General features: G+C 59.0%; 18 protein-coding genes. 9 read left to right on the top strand and 9 right to left on the bottom strand.

Going from position 1 to position 20952, the window contains the following annotated elements; genetic code table 11:
• The first annotated feature begins 19 nt into the window (after positions 1-19).
• From MSL71_RS04590 to MSL71_RS04580, 3 genes are all read left to right on the top strand, one after another.
• Positions 20-505: an ecotin family protein gene (locus tag MSL71_RS04590; RefSeq protein ID WP_180137468.1), complete on the top strand. Its 486-nt coding sequence runs from the start codon at positions 20-22 to the stop codon at positions 503-505.
• A gap of 53 nt (positions 506-558) precedes the next feature.
• Positions 559-1332, top strand: coding sequence for an enoyl-ACP reductase FabI (locus tag MSL71_RS04585; RefSeq protein WP_180137467.1), 774 nt, complete (start codon positions 559-561; stop codon positions 1330-1332).
• 147 nt (positions 1333-1479) lie between these two features.
• Positions 1480-2241 (top strand): SDR family oxidoreductase, encoded by a 762-nt coding sequence (locus tag MSL71_RS04580; RefSeq protein WP_180137466.1) that lies wholly within the window; start codon positions 1480-1482, stop codon positions 2239-2241.
• A gap of 332 nt (positions 2242-2573) precedes the next feature.
• Here the strand turns inward: MSL71_RS04580 and MSL71_RS04575 are convergent, their stop codons facing one another.
• Positions 2574-3587 carry a helix-turn-helix transcriptional regulator gene (locus MSL71_RS04575; protein ID WP_180137465.1) on the bottom strand — a complete coding sequence of 338 codons (1014 nt, stop codon included), beginning with the start codon at positions 3585-3587 and terminating at the stop codon, positions 2574-2576.
• 277 nt (positions 3588-3864) lie between these two features.
• Here MSL71_RS04575 and MSL71_RS04570 point away from each other — a divergent pair, with 277 nt between their 5' ends.
• On the top strand, positions 3865-5595 hold the full coding sequence (locus tag MSL71_RS04570; protein WP_180137464.1) for a hypothetical protein: 1731 nt from the start codon (positions 3865-3867) through the stop codon (positions 5593-5595).
• A 275-nt stretch (positions 5596-5870) separates the two neighbouring features.
• Here the strand turns inward: MSL71_RS04570 and MSL71_RS04565 are convergent, their stop codons facing one another.
• A complete protein-coding gene (locus MSL71_RS04565; RefSeq protein ID WP_180137463.1) occupies positions 5871-6662 on the bottom strand; it encodes a hypothetical protein in 792 nt (263 codons plus the stop codon).
• Between the two features lie 6 nt (positions 6663-6668).
• Positions 6669-7286, bottom strand: a complete 618-nt coding sequence (locus tag MSL71_RS04560; protein ID WP_180137462.1) for a LysE family translocator — start codon at positions 7284-7286, stop codon at positions 6669-6671.
• Positions 7287-7715: 429 nt separating this feature from the next.
• Here MSL71_RS04560 and MSL71_RS04555 point away from each other — a divergent pair, with 429 nt between their 5' ends.
• On the top strand, positions 7716-8981 hold the full coding sequence (locus MSL71_RS04555) for an NYN domain-containing protein (protein ID WP_180137461.1): 1266 nt from the start codon (positions 7716-7718) through the stop codon (positions 8979-8981).
• A 59-nt stretch (positions 8982-9040) separates the two neighbouring features.
• On the opposite strand, the gene MSL71_RS04550 is transcribed toward MSL71_RS04555, so the two are convergent.
• Positions 9041-9946, bottom strand: a complete 906-nt coding sequence (locus MSL71_RS04550; RefSeq protein ID WP_180137460.1) for an alpha/beta fold hydrolase — start codon at positions 9944-9946, stop codon at positions 9041-9043.
• Positions 9947-10329: 383 nt separating this feature from the next.
• Between MSL71_RS04550 and MSL71_RS04545 the strand changes: the two genes are divergently transcribed.
• From MSL71_RS04545 to MSL71_RS04530, 4 genes are all read left to right on the top strand, one after another.
• Complete coding sequence (locus tag MSL71_RS04545) at positions 10330-10740, top strand: MarR family winged helix-turn-helix transcriptional regulator (protein WP_180137459.1); 411 nt, start codon at positions 10330-10332, stop codon at positions 10738-10740.
• Between the two features lie 261 nt (positions 10741-11001).
• Positions 11002-12159, top strand: a complete 1158-nt coding sequence (locus MSL71_RS04540) for an efflux RND transporter periplasmic adaptor subunit (protein WP_180137458.1) — start codon at positions 11002-11004, stop codon at positions 12157-12159.
• A gap of 119 nt (positions 12160-12278) precedes the next feature.
• Positions 12279-15416, top strand: coding sequence for an efflux RND transporter permease subunit (locus MSL71_RS04535; protein WP_180137457.1), 3138 nt, complete (start codon positions 12279-12281; stop codon positions 15414-15416).
• Complete coding sequence (locus tag MSL71_RS04530; protein ID WP_180137456.1) at positions 15417-16823, top strand: efflux transporter outer membrane subunit; 1407 nt, start codon at positions 15417-15419, stop codon at positions 16821-16823.
• A 326-nt stretch (positions 16824-17149) separates the two neighbouring features.
• Here MSL71_RS04530 and MSL71_RS04525 read toward each other — a convergent pair whose 3' ends face one another.
• The 5 genes from MSL71_RS04525 to MSL71_RS04505 all read right to left on the bottom strand — a co-directional run bounded on the left by MSL71_RS04525 (position 17150) and on the right by MSL71_RS04505 (position 20624).
• The gene (locus MSL71_RS04525) at positions 17150-17470 is read right to left on the bottom strand and encodes an AzlD family protein (protein WP_180137455.1); all 321 of its coding nucleotides are present in this window, start codon (positions 17468-17470) and stop codon (positions 17150-17152) included.
• Complete coding sequence (locus MSL71_RS04520) at positions 17463-18173, bottom strand: AzlC family ABC transporter permease (RefSeq protein ID WP_218950948.1); 711 nt, start codon at positions 18171-18173, stop codon at positions 17463-17465. Before MSL71_RS04520 ends, MSL71_RS04525 begins: the two co-directional genes overlap by 8 nt.
• A gap of 655 nt (positions 18174-18828) precedes the next feature.
• On the bottom strand, positions 18829-19656 hold the full coding sequence (locus tag MSL71_RS04515; protein WP_180137454.1) for an AraC family transcriptional regulator: 828 nt from the start codon (positions 19654-19656) through the stop codon (positions 18829-18831).
• Positions 19657-19711: 55 nt separating this feature from the next.
• On the bottom strand, positions 19712-20311 hold the full coding sequence (locus MSL71_RS04510) for a LysO family transporter (protein WP_180137453.1): 600 nt from the start codon (positions 20309-20311) through the stop codon (positions 19712-19714).
• Positions 20301-20624 (bottom strand): LysO family transporter, encoded by a 324-nt coding sequence (locus MSL71_RS04505; protein ID WP_180137452.1) that lies wholly within the window; start codon positions 20622-20624, stop codon positions 20301-20303. Before MSL71_RS04505 ends, MSL71_RS04510 begins: the two co-directional genes overlap by 11 nt.
• Between the last annotated feature and the right edge of the window lie 328 nt (positions 20625-20952).

Below are 20952 nucleotides of genomic sequence, written 5' to 3'. Positions count from 1 at the left end.
GGCAGAGGAGTGAGTCAAGATGAAAAAAACAGTGATGTTGTCGGGGATTCTGGGGTTTCTCATGGTTTTCGGGTCGGTCTCCTGCGCAGGGCACGGGCAGCTCAAAGCCTTTCCGGAAGCCTCGGAGGGCATGGAGCGTTTTGTGATCGTGCTCCCTGAAAAGGCAAAAGCCGAAGAGGACGCCAGCATGGTGGAGCTTATGGCGGGCAAGATGATGATGACCGACGGGGTCAACCTGGTGCGCCTGGGCAGCGCCATCGAACCTCGCCCCCTTGAAGGCTGGGGGTACACCTATTACGAGGTGACGGGGTCGTCAGCCATGATGAGCACGATGATGGCTCCGCCCGAGGGTTCCCCCCAGGTGGAGGCCTTTGTCATGGGGAGCCCCTTAAAGGTCCGCTACAACAGCAAACTCCCCATCGTGGTCTATGCGCCGGAAGGGTATGAGGTGAGGTATCGTATCTGGTCGGCTTCCAAGACGGTGTCAACGGCGGATAAAAAATAGGGGAGTCCCCTTGCGGCTCGACGTGCTTTTCACCCACAGCGAAGTGACAACCTATGCGAAAGAAAAACGCTCTGGTCATCGGCATCGCAAACCGGGAGAGTATAAGCGCCGGAATTGCTGAAGAGCTTCATCGAAACGGCTACCGGATCGTGGCAACCTATCTTAATGAAAAGGCCCTGCGCCATGTCCGGGACGTGACCGACCCCCTGGGGGTGGAGGAGGATGCCCTGTTGCCCTTTGAGGTGGGCAATACCGGGCAGCTGGACGATATTGTGGCGTACCTGGGGGCCAGGGGCATGCGCCTTGATGCCATCCTCCATGGCATTGCCTACGCCTCGGAGATACGAAAAGAGCTCCACGAAGTGTCCTGGAAGAGCTTTCGGGATTCGACCCGGATTTCCGCCTTCTCCCTGGTGGAGATCACGCGGCGGATGCTGGACGCGGACCTGTTGAACCCGGGCTGCAGCATCCTGACCCTCTCCTATATCGGCTCTCACCTGGCGGTGGAGGGCTACAACATGATGGGCCCGGTCAAGAGCATCCTGGAGGCCCTGGTCCGAGGCCTCGCCTCGGAACTCGGTGGCAAGGGGATCCGGGTCAACGCCCTCTCCCCGGGGCCTGTCATGACCCGGGCAGCCAGCGGCATCGGCGGGTTTTCAGACCTCATAAATCACGTGCGCAGCGCCACGCCCCTGGATCGCACCGCCACCTTGGAGGACATCGGAAACATCGCCTACGAGGTGATCACCAATCCGTCCATCAACGGGGGCTCGTACGTGGTGGATTGCGGGTCCAGCGTCCTGGTCCGTGTGGGCAAGGAGTCCTGAGGGGAATGTGCTTAACCCGGGTAAATTAAGCGGTATACGAACATGTGTGGACGGGCCGAAAGCGCACTAAATACCTGTTTGTCAAACCTTTGGCCGCCGGAGGCGTCCTTCTTTTGTGCTTTTGCTTTATTCAAGGAGACCATGACCATGACGGACAAAAACGCCTTGATCATCGGGATTCGAAACACAGAGAGCCTCTGCACCTCCATTGCCGCCGAGGTGAAGAAGGCCGGGTACACCCTCTATGCCACCTATCAGGATGAGATGACCCGAAAGGATGTGGAGCAGGTGGCCGAGGACCTGGGAATCCGCAAGCTCTTTAAATACGACGCAAGGAAGGACGAGGACCTGGATGCCTTTGTTGAGGCGTTTAAGGCCGAAGGGGTGAAGCTCGACGCCCTGGTCCACGGGATCTCTTACTCCACGGCGTCTGGGGCCAAGCTGAATTTGCCCCTGGTGAAGGTGGAATGGGGCGAGTTCACCGACGCCATCCGGGTAGGGGCCTTCTCCCTGGTGGAGGTTTCAGGAAGGCTTCTGGACGTATTCCGGGAGAATGCATCCATCCTGGCCGTTTCCCTTCGCTGGGGGCGGGTGGCCGTACCCAACTTCAATGTGGTCTGTGCGGCCAAGGCCGCCCTGGAGTCCATGGTGCGCGGCCTGGCCCAGTCCCTGGGAAAGGCCAGGAAGATGAAGGTCAACGGCATCTCCCCCGGCTTTGTCCCCACCTACTCCCTTGCCAAGGTGGGCAACACCCTGGAGCTCCTGGAAAAGGCAAGGGACGCCTCCCCCTTGAAAACCAACGTACGAAAAGAAGACGTGGCAAGCCTTTCGGTGAGCCTTCTTGAAAACAACTCCATCTCCGGCATGGTCTACACCATCGATTGCGGGGTGGAGATCATGGAGCGGTAGCCGGGCCAGAGCCTTTCTCTGGCAAGGGTTCTGTCGCGTTTGTTTTATTTCTTTGTAATTCCGGCGGAAAAAGGGGCCTGCGGTTTCGCACCCCTTGGCCTCGGATTCCTACCTGCCTCATCCCCTTCATCCAACCCATCTCAACCCCATATTTACCCAAAGACAAAGTCGCACCCTCGTCCTTTGTTCCCCAAAAACGAGGGCAGCAACCGGTGCACTTGTTGTCCCGTTTTTCCGATGGATTCCTTTAAGCGTTAAAAAGACTCCCGCTGGAGGTGGTTGATGCTTTGCGGCTGGACTAATGACATGGGGTTGCGGCGTGGGGCTCCGGGTCAGCCCTTTGGTGTGGGCCCGGCTACCCGAAAGTGCTTTTTCCGACAGTCAATGGGGTTGATTCCGTAAGCCTTTCGAAAGGCTGAGGTAAAGGCGCTGGGGTTGGCATAGCCCACCTCAACGGCGGCTTCCGTAACGTTCATATCCCCTGACGAGATGAACTCGTAAGCTCGGTCCAGTCGCCTGGATCGCAGGTAGGCGAACAAGGTGGTGCCGTAGAGCTGCTTAAACCCCTTTTTTAGTTTAAAGGCATTGATCCCCACGGCTTTGGCCATTTCGGCGATGGTGGGCGGGTTGTCCATACGATGGATCAAAAGGTCCCGAGCGTCCGTGATGTGCCGTGTGTCATCCGGTGAAAGGGGGATCTCCGAGGCGTCACCGGGATTGCGGTCATAGTGAAAAATACAGGTGGAGATGGCTTCAAGGGCCTTTGCCTCCACACGCATCCAGTCCCAGGGGGTTGTTATGGGGCTGGCGACCAGGTCCCTCAGGGTGGAGATGGTGTCGTTGGGGAGGAAGCGGGGCGCGGATACTCCGTCCTCACGACCTGTCATGAGCCGCCAGATGCTGCTTTGCTCAATGGACTCCATGGACTCGGGGAACTGGGTGAGCAGGTCATGACTTACACTCAGGTAGAGTATGCCGGAACGCTCCTGGCCTCGAAACATGATGCCGCCGTCATCTTCGGGGATATGGCCCCAGTGGTAATTTCCCTGGCAGTGGTGCAGCTGGCATCGGGTGTTGTTCAAGTCGGTCAGGGCACCACCGTAGAGGGAAATGGCGCCCACCGTGGCCTGGTCGGGGAGTTTGTTCCGGTAGTGGACCGTGGCGGTTTCATTGGGGGTGATATCCCTGTTGATGAGGCGAATCCGACCGCCGATGTTGATGGTACGGGTGTGCCCCTGCCCAATGTCTTCGGGGACCTCCTGGGTGTCGAGATGGCTGGCCTCTTCAATGGCTAAGGATATCTCGTCCAGGGAAGGCCTGTTTGAGGGATGTGGTTTGGGGGGCATCGTGATGACAGGTCTTCCCGCGTTACGCTGTGACTAAGTGAAAACAAAAAACGCACTATTCATTCATGGCCTGCGGTTACTTTATCGTGGGGCTGGGAAGGAATACAAGGCCCAATGTCCTGCAACTTGTGCGGGGACAGATTTATTCGTGAAATTACCGGTTGCTGGCGGTGTGGTGCTCCATTTTTCTCTGGTGGACATGACGTGGGACTGGTGACCGTTGGTGAGCAAAACGCGTTTGGGTGACATTTTTTTAGATAAAGATATGAGGAGAGTTATGAGACAGAGTACAGGGGTGTCCATGGTCGGCAGATTTTTCTGCCTGTGTGTGATGATGGTCTTGCTGGTTGCCTCCGGTGCTGCGGCAGGAACGTTCGATGCGGCAGGCCTCAGTTCAAAGGAGTTGGCAAAAGCAAAGCGCCTTTCCGCACAGTATGGGAAACAGGTCGATCAGGCGGAGCAGTTCGTTCAGAAGAACAACCTGAGCATGGCGGGCAAGAGGCTTGCCAATGCCGAACGTACCTATAACAAAATGCTCGCTCCTTACCGGTTGTACCCGGACGTCGTGATCAAAAAGAAACGATTTGATGAGCTCACATCTCAGGTGGATGAGGCCAAGGCCCTCGCCGGCCTGGAAAAGTCGGTCAAAACGTTTGATAAAAAGGTCACCGAGGCGCAGAAGTACCTGGACCGACGAGACACCAAAAATGCAAAGCGATTTTTGAAAAAGGCCCTTGCCAGCTACGAAGCCATCCCTTCTGGCCAGCGAAACAGGGCCGATGTTCAGGCGATTCATGCTCGATACGAAGCGCTTGCAGCAAAGATGGGCGCTACAGCGACAGCCGGAACCGTTGTTGCAGCGGCATCCGCAGAGTCAGCGGAGACCTATGGTCTGGACTCCAAGGCGCTTAAAAAAGCAAAGAGATACGCCAGCCGTTTTGAGAAAAAAATGACCGAAGCCGATCGGTTTTTTCAGGAAAATGATTACGCTATCTGTAAGCGGCGCCTCATCGATGCGGAGAAACTGTACGTGAAAATCGGCCCGGAATTCCAGCAGGACCCCGGGGTACAGGCAACCAAAAAGACCTTTGACGAGATGAACGCAATCGTTACCCGGGCCGTTGCCGCGCGCAAGGAAGGCATTGAAAAGAAAAACGAGATGCTCAGGCTCCGGACACGTTTCGAGTCCGAGGTACGAAACAATGCACGCATTCTGAGTTACCTCCAGGCGGGCCGGGACGGCCAGACCGTAAACAGCCTCGTCAGCCTGGAACCCCTCTTCGAAAATTTCGGCGCGTTGGACACCTTTCACGCGACATGCCGGGAAAAGTACACACTGCTTCTGGAGCAGGACCCGGACAGGGAGGTTGAGGGCGAAACCGTAAAATCTATTTTCGACCTTGCAGAAAACCGTCTTGCCTACAGAAATGCCCTGGCCCAGAAGACCATTGATCAGGATTTGGCAAGTCAGGTTGCCTTTTTCAACAAAGCCAATGCAGGTATCCTTGAAAAGAACCTGGTGGTCTCCGGTATCCTCAACGACCTGCACCTTACGAATTTCGGTGAGCCTCTCAATTGCATCACCAAGACACGGGCCGTCTGCAAGGCAACGGGCCTTCCTGTGCCCATAGAAAAAATCGAAGAAATCAAGGCATTTCAAGATACCTTGAAAGCATCCGTCAAATCTGTTCGAAAGAAGCTGAAATTTAAAAAATCAGACTATCCTTACAAGACCTCGGCCATGAAACGGGTGGCCGCACAAACCGCGAAATCCAGGGGGATGGAACTCGTCTATGTCGGGATGGCGGCCGAACAGTGGTATGTTAACAAAAACGACCTGGGGATTCCTTTGAGCAAAAGCGGCACCGGACGGGGGCTTTACCACGTGGACGGGGAAGATTTTTACAGGGGTTACGACGTGAAGATCTGCCGACAGTTTAACGGGAGTGGGTACGAGCCCGTTTCCGTTGTCATGCCGGGTGCCAAGGTGACCATTTACAAAAAATAGGTCCCCGTGGCCACAATGCTTCCGGCGATCCTGCCGGAAGCTGAACGTTTAATCCGCACTCGCCCAAGGGCCACGGCACCACAAGAACGTTAAGCAAAACAGACCTTAAAAAAAATGCTTGGATAAATGTAACTATTCAGCTTGCCTCCGGCGGGCCTGGAAAGGCTTGCTTAAGACCTGTTTGTCAAACTTTTTAAAAGTTTGGCCCCCGGCAGGGCCGCCGGAGGTTTTTTTAGCCCCTGAATAGATACAAAGTAGGCCCCCTGCAGGGCGTATTACCCGGCGCTTGCCACGGGCGCGTTTTTCTCTCTTTTTTCCTGAAAAAACTCAATCTGAAAATTGGTTTTCTCTTTTTCCCGGAAGGTGCGCACAAGGCCCATGAGGGTGTCGGCGGACGAACGCATGGGGTCCAGGGCCTTAAGGCCCAGTTTGACGTATTCCCAGTTGTCCCGGAGCACCTGGGTGCTGAAGAAGGTCTCTTCCTTCACCGCGCCGATGGACACATCGTTGGAGATGTACCGGATGGACTTGTAGTCGGTGCCGTGGGTGGTGCCCATGGCCGAGGTGACGGCGTGGACGCTCAGGGTTTCGATGCGGTGGACCCTGTATGTGGTATCACCTAAGGTCAGCTCCTGGGGGACTGCAAGGTCCAGGGCTTCGAAGGCGGTGAACATACCGTTTGGCCGGGCCGGTTCCACCTTCAGGGGAAAGACCTCGTTTTTGTAGTGCAGCTCCGCCCTGACCACCTTGTGGTTTTTTACCCAGTAGTGGACCCGGTGCAGGAAAATATCTCCTTCCGGGTAACTGGCCAGGTGGATTTCTTCTCCGTTGATCTCCAGCACCTCAATCCAGGAGCCGAAGTCCCTGTCCAGCTCGTCATGGTGGTACCATCGGTAGACGGTATCTCCGCAGCGGGTGGCAGGGGATACGTAGAAGGCTTCGTGGATGGGCTTTTCCTTCATGCTGGACAGGGCGCTCTTCTCCACGACCCGTGAGATCATGGTGGTGCAGCCCGTGCAGAGGGCAAGGGCTACGGCAATCATGAGGACCGGGATCGTTTTTTTCATTTTCTCTTATTCCGTGATGACGTCGGTGGCGAGTTTGAAGCCTGCGGCGAGCATCAGGCCTCCGGCTGTTTTCTGCACGGCAGAAACGGCATGCCGCCCGGTCATGGCCTGCCGGGCCCGGGACGCGAGCAGGGCGTAGCCGCAGAGCACCGAGGCGACCACCGTGGCCACGGTAAGGGTGGTCAGGCCGATGCCCGTGGGCGTAAGGGCGGAAAGGTCCATGAAGGCGGGGAGAAACCCGCAGTAGAAGAGGATCACCTTGGGGTTGGCCAGGGTGATGAATAGCCCGCTGGTGTAGGACCGGCGCGTGGACGGGGCCGAATCACGGGCATTTTCATCGGGTCGTGTCGCAAGGAGTCTGATACCGAGGTACGCCAGGTAGGCCCCTGCGCAGAGTTTGATGAGGATAAAGCACTCACCCAGGGCTTCGGCCACCATGGAGAGGCCGAAGACGGCGAAAAGGAGGTAGCAGATGTCGCCGGTGACCAGCCCGGCGATGAGGCTCAGGGTACCCCGAAATCCGTGTGAGAGGGCCGTGGCCACGGTGGCGAGGACCCCCGGGCCGGGTGTCAGGGCCAGCACCACCATGGCGGCGGCCAAGCCTGCTAAGGAAAAGATGTCCATGATTCAGTGCTCCGATGCTGAGAAAAAGAAGTAAAGTCTGTATTGGAGCACCCTTTGTGGCAAATTTCAAGGCGCGAGTGGCGGGCAGGGGGCTGCATGTCAGGGCTGATTCCTTTAGATTTTCTGTCCAGATGCCCCGTCGGGCACCAACCTTTTGAAACATTTGACAAACAGGCGCCGCTTTTTTGTGTGCACAGCCACCTTGCATGGCCCATCTTGATTTTTCCGTTTACCGGAACGTTTTTGCGGGGCTTTTTTCAAAAAGCGACCCGCCGGAGGCAACGGATTTTTTAATGCGCTGGCCTTGGCGGCGGGGTCGGATCGCCCTGTTTTTTTTTGTCGCATGTGTTAAAGGTGATGGGGTTGCGGGACGATACGGGCCGTGATTTTTTTAAGAACGCACCATCGATCGGGAAATAAAATAAGGGCATGAAACTCAAAAATACGGCACTGCTTATCGATTTTGAAAACCTCATCTGCGGGTTGAGCGGCAACAATTCGGCGGACAGCGACGAAGGGCTGTTTGACCCGTCCCTTTTGCTGAAGATCTCTGAAGACCAGGGCAAGCTCACCACGGCCCTGGCCTATGCGGACTGGCGCCACCGGGATTACAACCAGCATCAGTTCAAGCTTTACCAGCACGGGGTGGAGCTGGTGCACGTCCTGGGCAAGGGCCAGAAAAACGCCGTGGACATGCGGATGGCCGTGGATGCCATGGAGATGATCTACGAGCGTCCCCAGATCGACCGGTACGTCATTGTCAGCGGGGACCGGGATTTTATTCACCTCCTGAAAAAGCTCAAGCTGCACAACAAAGAGATCGTGGGGGTCTCGCCTGAGAACTGCGCCTCGGAAGACCTAGCCGAGCTGTGTGACCGCTTCGTGAACTACGAGAGCCTGCAGGATATCTTTGACACGGAGCTGAGGCCCCACAGCGGCGGCAACACCGAAATGCTCAACGTCTTCAAGGCCCAGCTGCGGGACCTTCTGGAGCGCCATGTGGGGGAGCAGGGGATTCTGGGGGCCCAGCTCAAATCCCTGATCCGTCGCCACATCTCCTCGTCCTTTGACGAGTCCCGGTACGGGTTCCGCAAGTTCATCGACCTGATCCTTGCCCTGGACGACGTCGCCACCGTGGAGCGCAGCGAGACCGTGGGGGATTTTTACATCAAGGCCGCCCGGTATGAAAACAGGGCTCCCAAAAGGGACGAGGCCGATGACATCATTCCCAAGCTGCGCGCCAAGCTCAGCGGCCTCAACATCGACTGGGACCGTGCCTCCCGGGACGGCATGCTCGCCTTTATCCACGACAACATGGTCCGGGCCGAGACCTTCACCGTCAACTCCATCGTCGAAGATCTGGAGGGCATGACCTTTGACGACGGGCGCGTGGTGAGCTCCCGGAAACTCGACGGGTACATCAAGGTGTGCAATCACTCCAGCATGCTCCAGATGCAGCCCGCGGGCACCGGAACCTTCCGGGACCGGGACATCGCCCTGAAACCCGAATACCACGACATCGAGTCTTTTATCAGTCGTTTCGAGTACAGCCTGATCTACAAGATCAAGGAGGTGCTCCCCGCCTCCCGAAGCGAGGCCATCGACATCTGCACCAAGCTCCTGGAGCTGGTACCCGAAGACGACGACAGCTACATCGAGCACATTTTGGGGCGCTTGCCCCAGAAGTTCGTCTGACAGCGGTTTTAAGGCACGAAGAAGACGACGCCCTGTGGTGACTCACCGCAGGGCGTTTTTTATTGTTGTGTTGCCTGGAGAAAGTCCGAGAGGTCGGCCACGAAGCGTTGGGGGCGCTCCCACTGGAGCCCGTGGCCGGTGTCGGCGTAGAGCTTCAGGGTCGCATCCGGGATGTGGGTGCCCAGAAAGAGCTGCTCGGACGCGCCGAAGACCTCGTCTTTTTCGCCCCACAGGACCAGGGTGGGGGCGGCAATGGTGCTGAGCTGCTCCCGGTGGTCCACGGCCATGAGGGCTGCCAGAACTTTTTGCCACTCATTTGCCTTGAGCTTCATGCTCTCGTCCACCACGTGGTCCAGAAAGGCGTCCGGCACGGGGGCCGCCACGGTGCTTGCCTGGAACTCCCGCACAAACCCCCGGTCGATGGGGTCCTTCAAGGTATCCACATAGGCTTTCAGTTCGGCCAGCACCTTGTTGTCGCTGCACGAGGCGCCCGAGCCGATGAGGACCAGGCCGCTGACCCTCTCGGGATGGGACAGAGCCACCTCCTGGGCAATGAAGCTGCCCATGGAGTGCCCCACCACCACGGCCTTTTCAATGCCGAGTCGATCCATGAAGCCCGTGACATCCGATGCAAAGAGTTCCATGGCATACGCCCCGGGTTTGCCCGAATTCCCGTGGCCCCGCATGGTGAGGTAAAAGGCACGGACCTCCCGGGGCATGAGGGGGGCTACGCGGCTGAAGGAGTCGTGGCTGTCGGTGTAGCCGTGGAGAAAGACAACGGCCATGCCGTCGGGGGATCCCGCTTCCAGGTATTCAAGGCAGAGGCCGGAGTCCAGGGTGACGGACCGGGTGGCCTGGGGGGTGGTGTCGGTTTTCTCTTTGGGTGGAGTGCATGCGGAAAGGCTCAGTTGGGCAAGGCCGACAATCAGGAGGGAACACACCGTCACTATCCGGGGTCGTTTCATGGGGCACCTCGTTGTGGGTTGTTGGTGGTGGGTTTCAGGCTCAAGCGGGTCGTCAGGCGGATGGCAATTGTTTGACATCATAACAAAAGGGTGCCCCGGGATCACTGAGATTCTGTCTGTTCCCTTGCCGGGATAAAAAAACCAAAAAAAGGTGAGGGCTGTTTTTTTTACTGGGGGGCACACGTCCTATTGTCTTGATTTCAGGGAGATATTTTTCTTGGGCAGGCTTTGGGGGCAGGCCGGTTGACAAAAATCGGTGCCAGGCTATTGATCTGTGAAAATTATGTTGCTATGGTAACGTTACTATGGCAACAAAAAAGACAGGACCCAAAGAATTTGTGATGTTCGATCACCCCGTGATTCCGAACAGGGATGCGAGGGGTATGGTTATTCATCTGATGGACATTGAGATGGGGGCAGGCATCAGGCGGCGTTTCGAGGCTGCCGGGGCTGCCATCACACCGGAGAACTTCGTGGTGCTGGCCATGCTCGTGAACCAGGAGGGCGTGCACCAGAGCGAGCTGGCACGGCTCACCCGGAAAAACCGGCACAACATGGCCCGCATCATTGCCAGCCTGGAGCAGAAGGGCTATGTCCAGCGTCGCTCCGACGGCGGGGACAAACGCCGACAGCTTGTGTTCCTTACCGGAGAGGGGCGCGCCGTGCTGGATGAGTATGCCCCCATCATGTCGGATTTTTCAGGCCTTGTGTTTGCCGGATTGACCGATGAGGACCTTGAGGCCATGCAAAGGATTCATCTTCGGATTTTATCCAACCTGGGGGTCGAATTGTAAAGGATGCCATGGCACCCCGGGCCGACCTGTCGACCCGAACCGAAGGGCTTGGGCCACTTCGTTTTCCTACGATATTCACAGCGTAAAAAACATCAGGATACCCGCCTTGTTTCCAAGGCTTGCCCCTCTGGGGCTTTTTTAGTCGATCTGCGCGTTTACGCGCCGGATAAAGACCGCTATTTCTGCGCGGTCGATCATGGTTCCCCGGTTGGTCCGGGGGCTGAAGAGGTCAAAAAAAGTATGATTCGGAGACACACCATCATGAGTGAACGATCAACATCATCATTGCGCAACCTGTATCGCCCCGCAGGGGTCATGGCCATGATCGGTGCCGTGATCCTGGGGCTCGTCGTGATACCGTCCGTCGGTCTGGCCCAGGGGCCCGAGACCAAGGCCCCCGTTTCGGCCATGTCGTTGACAAAAACATCCATTCAGTACACCCAGACCGTTCCCGCACGGGTCAACGCCTTTAAGGTGGCCGAAGTCAGGCCCCAGGTCACGGGCATCGTGACCAAGCGGTTCTTCGTGGAAGGCGGCCTGGTGAAGAAGGGGCAGCCCCTCTACCAGATCGATCCGTCCACCTATCAGGCGGTGTACGCCTCGGCCATGGCCAACCTCCTTCAGGCCAAGGCCCAGCTGGAGACCACCCGGGCCCGTGAAGAGCGTTACGGCCGACTGGTGGAGGACAAAGCGGTGAGCCGTCAGGAGTACGACGATGCCCACGCCGCGCTGCTCAAGGCCCGCGCGGCCATTGCCGTGGCCCAAGCCTCCGTGGCCCAGGCCAAGATCAACGTGGACTATACCCGTGTCTACGCTCCCATCACCGGGCGTATCGGCAAGTCAACGGTCACCGAAGGGGCCCTGGTCACAGCCAACCAGCCCCAGATGATGGCCAAGATCACCCAGCTGGATCCCATCTATGTGGACATGCAGCAGGCCCGAGAGAAACTCTCTGAGTTCAAGGCAAAAAGCGTCCACACCGAAAAGGTCGAAGTGGCCCTGGATTACGGGGACAAGGACGGGGCTTACGGCCACAAGGGGGAGCTTCAGTTCTCCGAGGTCACCGTGGACCCCACCACCTCCTCGGTGGTTTTAAGGGCCCTGTTCCCCAACCCCAATGAAGAGCTGTACCCCGGCTTTTTTGCCAGCGCCACCCTTTACCTGGACAAGGCCGATGTGATCCTGGTGCCCCAGAAGGCGGCCATCCTCCAGCCCAGCGGGAAACGGATCGTGTGGGTGGTGGACCAGGAGAGCAAGGTGCACCCCCGCCCCATTGAGGTGGACGGGGCCTACGGGAACAACTGGATCGTGAAAGGCGGCATCTCCGAAGGAGAATCCATTGTAACCGAGGGCTTCCAGCGCCTGCGACCCGGCACCGATGTCGAGGTCTCACCCGCCAAGCTGGCCCTGGCCGACTAAGGCCACTTCCACAGACAGCAGATTTTCCAGATCCGGTGCCGGTGCCTGTCCGCCCCGACAAAGGGGGGGCTGTACCCGCACCGGGCTTACCGATTTACGTCATGTAAGGACACACAGTCATGTCTCGTTTTTTCCTGGACCGCCCGGTGTTTGCCTGGGTGGTCGCCCTGCTCATCATGCTGGCAGGGGCTTTGTCCATTCCGCAGATGCCGGTGGAGCAGTACCCCACCCTGGCACCACCACAGATATCCGTGAGCACCTTTTATCCGGGTGCCTCCGCAGACACGGTGCAGAACTCGGTAACCCAGGTCATTGAGCAGCAGCTTACCGGCATCGACAACCTCCGGTACTTCAGCTCCTCTTCCGATGCCACGGGCAAGGTGGAGATCATCGTGACGCTTGAGCCGGGCACCGACCCGGACATCGCCCAGGTCCAGGTGCAGAACAAGGTGCAGACCGCCATGCCCCAGCTCCCGGCTGCCGTGCAGTCCCAGGGCGTGGTGGTGGAGAAAGCGTCCACCTCCTTTCTGTTCGTCACCAGTTATCACTCCACCAACCCGGACATCGACCAGACCTACCTGGCCGACCTGGTGGCTTCCCGCATCCAGGACCCCATCTCCCGCGTCAAGGGCGTGGGCTCGGTGAGCACCTTTGGCTCGCCCTACGCCATGCGGGTGTGGCTGGATCCGGACCGGCTCTACTCCTACAACATCTCCACCAATGAGGTGCTGCACGCCATCTCCGAGCAGAACCTCGATGTCTCGGCAGGTCAGTTCGGCGCCCTGCCCGCGGTGAAGGGGCAGGAGATCAACGCCACCATCCTGGCCCAGTCCCGCCTCAACACAGCGGATCAGTTCCGGGACATCATCCTGCGGGTCAACGAAGACGGCTCCCAGGTGCGCCTGAAGGATGTCTCCACCATCTCCCTGGGCCAGGAGACCTACGGCACCGTGGTGGAACGTAACGGGGCGCCCGCAGCAGCCTTTGGCGTGAGCCTTGCCACCGGGGCCAACGCCCTGGACACGGCAAAGCGGGTGAAGGACAAACTGGCGGAACTCTCCGAGTACCTGCCGGACGGGGTAAGTTACTCCTTTCCCTACGACACGACGCCCTTTGTGGAGATCTCCATCGAGTCCGTGGTCCACACCCTGCTGGAAGCCATTGTTCTCGTCTTTTTCGTGATGCTGTTGTTCCTGCAGAACTTCAGGGCGACCCTGATCCCCACCCTGGCAGTGCCCGTGGTGCTTCTGGGTACCTTTGCCACCCTCCACCTGTTCGGGTTCACCATCAACACCCTCACCATGTTTGCCATGGTCCTGGCCATCGGCCTGTTGGTGGACGACGCCATCGTGGTGGTGGAGAACGTGGAACGCGTCATGGCCGAAGAGGGGCTCTCCCCCATGGAAGCCACCCGAAAATCCATGGACCAGATCACCGGCGCCCTCATCGGCATCGGCATGGTTCTGTCTGCGGTGTTCCTCCCCATGGCCTTCTTTTCCGGTTCGGCTGGAGCCATTTATCGGCAGTTCTCACTGACCATCGTGGCATCCATGACCTTTTCGGTGATTGTGGCCCTGATCCTGACCCCGGTACTTTGCGCAACCATTCTCAAACCGGTGGCTGCCGGTCACGCCGAAAAAACCACCGGCTTTTTCGGGTGGTTTAACCGGGCCTTCAACAAGGCCCGCGGTGCCAGTCATACGGCTTCCGGCAAAATCACGCGGAACTGGAAACGTTCAATGGCCGTCTACCTCATGGTTTTCGTGGGGCTCGGGGTGCTGTTCGTGCGCATTCCCACCGGTTTTCTGCCGGACGAAGACCAGGGCGTGCTCATCGTCCAGGTGTCCACCCCGGCTTCGGCCACGGCGGCCCGCACCGCCTCGGCCGTGGAGAAGTACACCGATTTCATGGACGCCAACCTGACCGATCAGTTCCGCGAGTACATGACCGTGGTGGGCTTCAGTTTTTCCGGCTACGGCCAGAACACCGCCATCTCCTTTGTGAACCTGAAGGACTGGGAAGACAGGGACATGTCGGTGATGGAGATTGCCGGGCAGATCAACCAGGCCATGTCCCGGGTGAAGGACGCCATGATCTTCGCCTTTTTCCCGCCGGCCATCATCGACCTGGGCAACGCCTCCGGCTTTGACCTCCAGCTCATCGATTACGTGGGGGCAGGGCACGAGAAGCTCATGGAAGCCCGGGATCAGATGCTGTCCCAGGCTCGCCAGAACCCGAAACTGGTGGGTGTCCGGCCCAACGGCCTGGACGACGTGCCCATGTACAAAATTGAGCTTGATATGGAAAAGGCCCGGGCCTTGGGCCTGTCCATCGGCGAGATCAACGCCAGCCTCCAGACCGCCTGGGGCTCGGCGTACGTCAACGACTTCATGGACAACGGCCGCGTGAAAAAAGTCTATGTCCAGGGGCAGGCCGAAGACCGCATGCAGCCTTCGGACATCGACAAGTGGTACGTGAAAAACAGCCAGGGCAAGATGGTGCCGTTCACCTCGTTCTCCACGGGATACTGGACCTACGGGTCTCCCCGCCTGGAGCGGTTCAACGGATACTCCTCCATCAACATCCAGGGGGCCAACGCTCCCGGCGTCTCCACGGGTGAGGCCATGGCCGAGATGGAAAAACTGGCCGAAGAGCTTCCCGACGGCATCGGGTACGCCTGGTCCACCACCTCCTATGAGGAGAAGCTGTCCGGGTCCCAGGGGCCTGCGCTGTACGCCATCTCCATCATCATCGTGTTCCTGAGCCTGGCGGCCCTCTACGAGAGCTGGTCCATTCCTCTTTCCGTGCTCCTGGCACTGCCCCTGGGCGTGCTGGGGTCCGTGGTGGCGGCCTTGGGCTTTGGCCTGAGCAACGATGTGTACTTTCAGGTGGCCCTTCTGACCACCGTGGGGCTGTGTGCGAAAAACGCCATCCTCATCGTGGAGTTTGCCAAGGAGCTCTACGAATCGGGCACCCCCCTGGTGGATGCGGCCCTGGAGTCCTTCAAGCTGCGGTTCCGACCCATCATCATGACCTCCATGGCCTTTGTCCTCGGGGTTCTTCCCCTGGCCAAGTCCAGCGGGGCGGGGGCGGCCAGCCAGAACGCCATCGGCCTGGCCATCATCGGCGGCATGTTCGGGGCCACCTTTCTGGCCATCTACTTCGTGCCCCTGTTTTTCGTTCTCGTCGAGCGCGTCTCGTCATTCAAAAGAAAAAAGAAGCCTGCCCTGGAGCTGGGCGAGGGTGAGGTGAACTAGATGAAAAGAATTGCAACCGTTGTGCTGGCCGGGGCCCTGATGATGTCGGGCTGCTCCCTGGCCCCGACATACAAGCGCCCGGGCTCGGTGACCGCAGAAAACTGGTCCTCGGTTCAGGAGAACGCCTCCGAGGCTGACCAGGGCCTTGCCAGCGACATCCCCTGGCGGAGCTTCTTCCAGTCCCCTGCCCTGCAGCAGGTGGTGGAAACAGCCCTGGCCAACAACCGGGACCTGAAGACCGCGGCCCTGAACGTTCAGAAAACCCAGGCCCTCTATCGCATCGAGCGCTCCAAGCTTCTGCCGGAGATCAATGCGGCGGGGACCGGGGAGTACAGAAAGGATTTTGGCGGCAACACCGCCGAAACCTACACCGCCGGTCTTGCCATGCCCGCCTATGAGCTTGACCTGTTTGGTCGGGTGGACAACCTGAGCCAGGTGGCCCTGAACAACTACCTGGCCACCGAAGAGGCCAGGAAAAGCATCACCATCTCGCTCATCGCCCAGGCGGCCAATGCCTACCTGCAGCTCACCAGCGACATGGAGACCCTGACGCTGTCCAGGGAATCTCTGGAGACGCGCCATCAGACCTACGAGCTGGTGGACAAGAGCTATCGGAACGGCGTGGCCACCCGTCAGGATCTCTCCCAGGCGCGCATTGCCCTGGAGTCCGCCCGGGTGAACACGGTGCTGTACACCCGGCTGGTCCAGCTGGACAAGAACGCCCTGGTGCTGATCCTGGGAACCCGGAACCTGGAAGGGATTCCCATGACGGCAAACCTCGAGAAATCGGCGGTTATGGATGAGATCCCCGTGGGGCTCTCCTCCGAGGTGCTGCTGAGTCGCCCGGATATCCTCCAGGCCGAATTTTCCCTGAAGGCGGCAGGCGCCAATATCGGGGCGGCACGGGCTGCTTTTTATCCGCGCATTGCCCTTACCGGCAGCCTCGGCTACTCCAGCACGGACCTGGGGGACCTCTTCTCCTCCTCGGACGCCGGTGCCTGGGGCCTTGGCCCCTCCATCTCCATTCCCATCTTCAACGGCGGGCGGAACAAAGCCCTGCTCAAAGCCGCGAAGATCGATCAGGAGATTGCCGTGGTGAATTACGAAAAAACCCTGCAGGTGGCCTTTAAAGAGGTGGCCGACGCCCTGGCCGCCAGGGAGACCCTGGGCCGCCAGCTGGAGGCCCAGGACATGCTGGTCCAGGCAAGCCAGGAGGCCTACGACCTCTCCCTGAGGCGCTACACCGAAGGGGTGGATTCTTTCCTGAGCGTCCTGGACGCTCAGCGCTCTCTGTTTGCCTCCCAGACCACCCTCATCGACCTGCAGCGCCAGGAACTGGCCAACAGGGTCAGCCTCTACAAGGTCCTGGGCGGAGGGCTTGAAGACCAGGCGAAAGCGAGTTCATAATCAAGGCGCAGCGATAAAAAAAATGCCGCTGCATCCGCAGCGGCATTCATGAATACGACATCTCCTTGTCGATAAGACGTTTGCCGCCCCCGGTTTTCCGGGGGCGGCAAACGTTTTTTTTTGTGTAACGGCTCAGCGTGCCTCCGGCAATCCTGTTGGGGACCTGGCGTTAGATCAACAGGTTTTAACAACGGATTTCCTGTTTATATCGGGCGTAGCCCGAGCCGAAGGCCCTTGCGCTTTGCCCTGAGGAACGCAGGGGAAAGCGCAAGGGCAATAAGCTCTTGAGGTGGCTCACCTCACCGCCGGAGGCAGGCTTTTTTAGATCAGATGCCCAGGGCCCTGAACCCGGCCACGATGGCGGTGCCCGCCACCATGGCGATAAAGGCGTTGCCGGTTTTGACGGTGACCCCCACCACGGCGCCCCCGGCCACCAGGCCGGAAAGGCCTGCCGAGGCAAGGCCCGGGGCCACCAGGGAGAGGAGCAGGGTGCCGGGAAGGGCATCCAGGAACCGGCGCATGGGCCCGGTTCCGGGGAGCCATTGGGAGACAAAAAGGCCGCCGGCCCGGAGGCTGTAGGTGACAAGGGCAGCCAGGGCAATGGACACCCAGGGGGCCAGGGATTGGGGGATGATGAACTCAGGCATGGGCGGCCTCCTCGGTGTCGGTGTGTGGGGCTTTGTTTCCGGTGAGGGCGGCGGCCAGGGAGCCGCTGAAGCCCCCAGCCAGGATGTACCACTTGCCGGGAAAGAGCCTCTCGCAGGCGATGGCCGCCGCCGCAGCCACGATCCAGGGGAGGAGATCGTTGCGGGCTCCGCGCCAGAGCCCCACCACCAGGGCCAGGAACACGGCGATAAAGGCAAAGTCCAGGGCAAAGGCCTCGGGGTTGGAGATGGCCGCACCCATGGTATGGCCCATCAGAGTGCCGGCGCTCCAGAAGAGGTAAACACACACACCGCCGCCGAAAAGATGCCCCACGGACGCCTTGCCCCGCCGCTGGGCGGCCATGGTCATGGCCCAGTTCTCATCGGCCACCAGGTGCATGAAGGCCAGCTTTTTCCAGAGGGGTTTCCCGGCAAAGAGGGAACGCAGGGAAGCGCCCACAAGAAGATACCTCAGGTTCATCACCAGAACGGCAAGGGTTATTTCAATGAGGGGCAGGTGGTCCTGCCACATCTCCAGCATCACGAACTGTGCTGTCCCGGCAAAGACGGCGGTGTTCATGACGGCAAGCTGGGCCAGGGAGACCCCTTTCCTGGCGGCCAGCACCCCCAGCACGCTGCCGTAGGCCAGCACACTCACCGACACGGGCAGCGCATCTCTGCATCCTTCATAAAATCGCGACATCATCAACATCCTGAAAAAACGTGGATAAGAGGCCGGGCCGTCCCCAGGGCCGCCCGGAAGGTTTACCCGGCAAGCATAGCCGCACCGGCGCCCGGTGGCTTGAACAAAATTGCGGTCGCTTTTTTGTTTTTGCTTTCTATGGTTAAAGAGGGTGGAAAAACAGGCCTCCGGCGGCGAGGTGAGCCACCTCGAAAGCTCATTGCCCTTGCGCTTTGCCCTTCGTTCCTCAGGGCAAAGCGCAAGGGCCTTTAACTCGGGCTTCGCCCGACATTAACGTTGATGGTTTGTACGGGCAGGCTCACAAGCTTCGATGTTACAGGATCCGTTTTCGCCACGTGTCCTTTGTGGCTTGAAGTGCATCACCTTCGGTGGGTCGATTTTTTGAAGAAAAGTTCTGCAAAAAACGACGCACTGGTACAACATGCCTGAATTGTTCGGCGGAGCCTGGATATGATGATGAAAAACTCGCGAATCACAAACGTTCTGGATCGTGTTTTTTCGAAGAATGACATGGGCCTCTCTTTCAAAGACGGTTGCCAGATGTCACACATCACGCGAATGCCCCGATAACGCAGGCCGAATGGCTGCCATCATGCATTCGCCATAGGGTTTCAAGGTGCCCCCACCTTGCCGCCGGAGGCACGCTTTGGCCTTATTCTCAGTGGTGTTTTTGAACCTTGCCGGGGGTGATGCCGAAGATGGCCTTGAAGGAACGGGTCATGTGGCTCTGGTCGGCAAAGCCTGAGGCAAGGGCCGCATCGGCCAGGGTGAGACCGGATTCGATGGCGGCCTTGGCCTGGAAGACCCGGACCTGGGTGAGGTAGGCGTGGGGGGCGAGGCCCGTGTGTTTTTTGAACACCCGGATGAAGTGGTATCGGGAGAGCCCGGCCTGTTCAGCCATCTCCGTGAGGGTGAGGGGCTCGGCCGCGCGCTGCTTGATGTACGCCTTGACCCGGCGCATGGCATGGGCTCCGGCGTCGGGGAGCTCCTTTGGGGCCAGTTCACCGTGTCGGTGGAACAGGGCGCGCAGGGTGAGCACCAGCTCGGATTCTGCCTTGACGCGGCAGGTGGCGGGATCGGTCAGGGAGGCCAGGACTCGGTTGAATTCCCGGGCCAGGGCGGGGTCCTGGGTCAGGCGCTGCCGGAAGTGAGGGTGGCTTGGAAAGGCCCCTGACTCGATCTCCAGGTAGCTGTGGAGGAGGTTTTCCGGCACATAGGCAAGGCGGTAGTGATAGCCCGCCTCGGTGGCTGCTTCCCCGGCGTGGACGTCCCCGGGGTTGAGGGTGTAGAGGGTCCCTGCCGGGGCGGGGTAGGTCCCCCCGGGTTCCCGGTACCTCTGGACACCGGCTTCCACCACGCCGATGGCATACTCCTCGTGGGCGTGGGGGCGGTAGGCGTGATCGTGGATCCGTCCGGTGAGCAGCTCCACCGTGGGCAGCGGCTCGGGCCGGATGATCCGTATGTCGTCTTTTGTCTTTTTTGCCATGGCCTTTATGTCAGCACCACTGGGCCGTAATCGCAAGGGAAATTGTGCCTACCCGTTACGTCAGGATAAAGGTCACCAGAATGGGCACGGCAATGGTGAGCACCACCCCGCTGAACAGGGCGAGAATGGCGAAGTCCTTGCCGGAGTTCAGGGTGATGATGGGAAGGGTGGTGTCCATGGCCGTGGCCCCTGCCGAGGCAATGGGGGCGGTCCTGCCGAACCACGCCACGAGAAGGGGGGCGGCCAGCAGGGTGAAGATCTCCCGCAGGATGTTGGAGAGCAGGGCAATGGTGCCCAGGGTCTCCCCGCGCATCTCGGTGATGTAGATGGAGGAGAGGCTGTAGTAGCCCAGGCCCGATCCGATGGCCATGGCGTCTTTGACGGAGACATCCGACAGAAAGACGGAGGCCCCGGCGGCCCCGGCCAGGGAGCCGACGATGATGGCGGCAGGGATCAGAAAGATGCGGACGTTGCTCTTTTTCAGCACGGAGAAGGTGGTGGCGTCGCCCCCGATGCCGATGCCCACAAAAAAGATGAGGGCATAAAGGACCCAGAGGGTGAGGTCCGATTCGGTGACCCAGGCGGGAAGCTCGGCAAAGAGCCCGGCCAGGACCCCGGCGATAAAGCAGCAGAGGATGGTGAGGCTACCCTTCATGTGGCACCTCCCTGTCGGCTGATTCGGATGCGGCATGTGCAAAGGTGTCGGCGAAGAAAAAGCGGTAGGCCAGGGCACAGCACAGAACGCTGCCGAAAACCGCTCCTGAGGTGAGGACCACGGCCTTGATGCCGATCATGTGGATGCTGCTTACCACGGTCTCGTTCAACCCCACGGAGATGCCCAGGACAAAGAGAAGGAGAAAGATGACCGCCATGACGATGCGGTCCAGGATGGGAAAAAGAGCTTTTTTCCGGCGCAGCAGGTAGCCGATGAGCATGCCTGCTGCCATGATGACGAGAATTTCAACCATAACCCACTCCAAAAATCATGCGAGGAACCACGCCTGCCGGTCGGTGGTCTTCTCTGCGACTATTACACCGGGCGGCGCCTGCTGAAATCACGCCGTCACTGCATCTGCGGATATAGAAGAAGCACCGGGGAATGTCAACCAAATAGCTTGATTTCAAGGTGGATCCTGCCCGAACCGGTTCGGAGGGTTTCTCTGAGATGTATCACATTGCTAAGTTCTGTTTTTTTATGTCGTGTCACTTATTGGCCTGAAATTCCTTACTCAATGGTGTACGCTGTTTTTTCATTAACACATGGGATTGATAAAACTCCGTTGGGGACAGGGCCGC

This window comes from Desulfoluna butyratoxydans (assembly GCF_900699765.1).
GTDB lineage: Bacteria > Desulfobacterota > Desulfobacteria > Desulfobacterales > Desulfolunaceae > Desulfoluna > Desulfoluna butyratoxydans.
The sequence above is the reverse complement of the archived record's forward strand: the minus strand, read 5'-3'. Positions and strand labels throughout refer to the sequence as shown.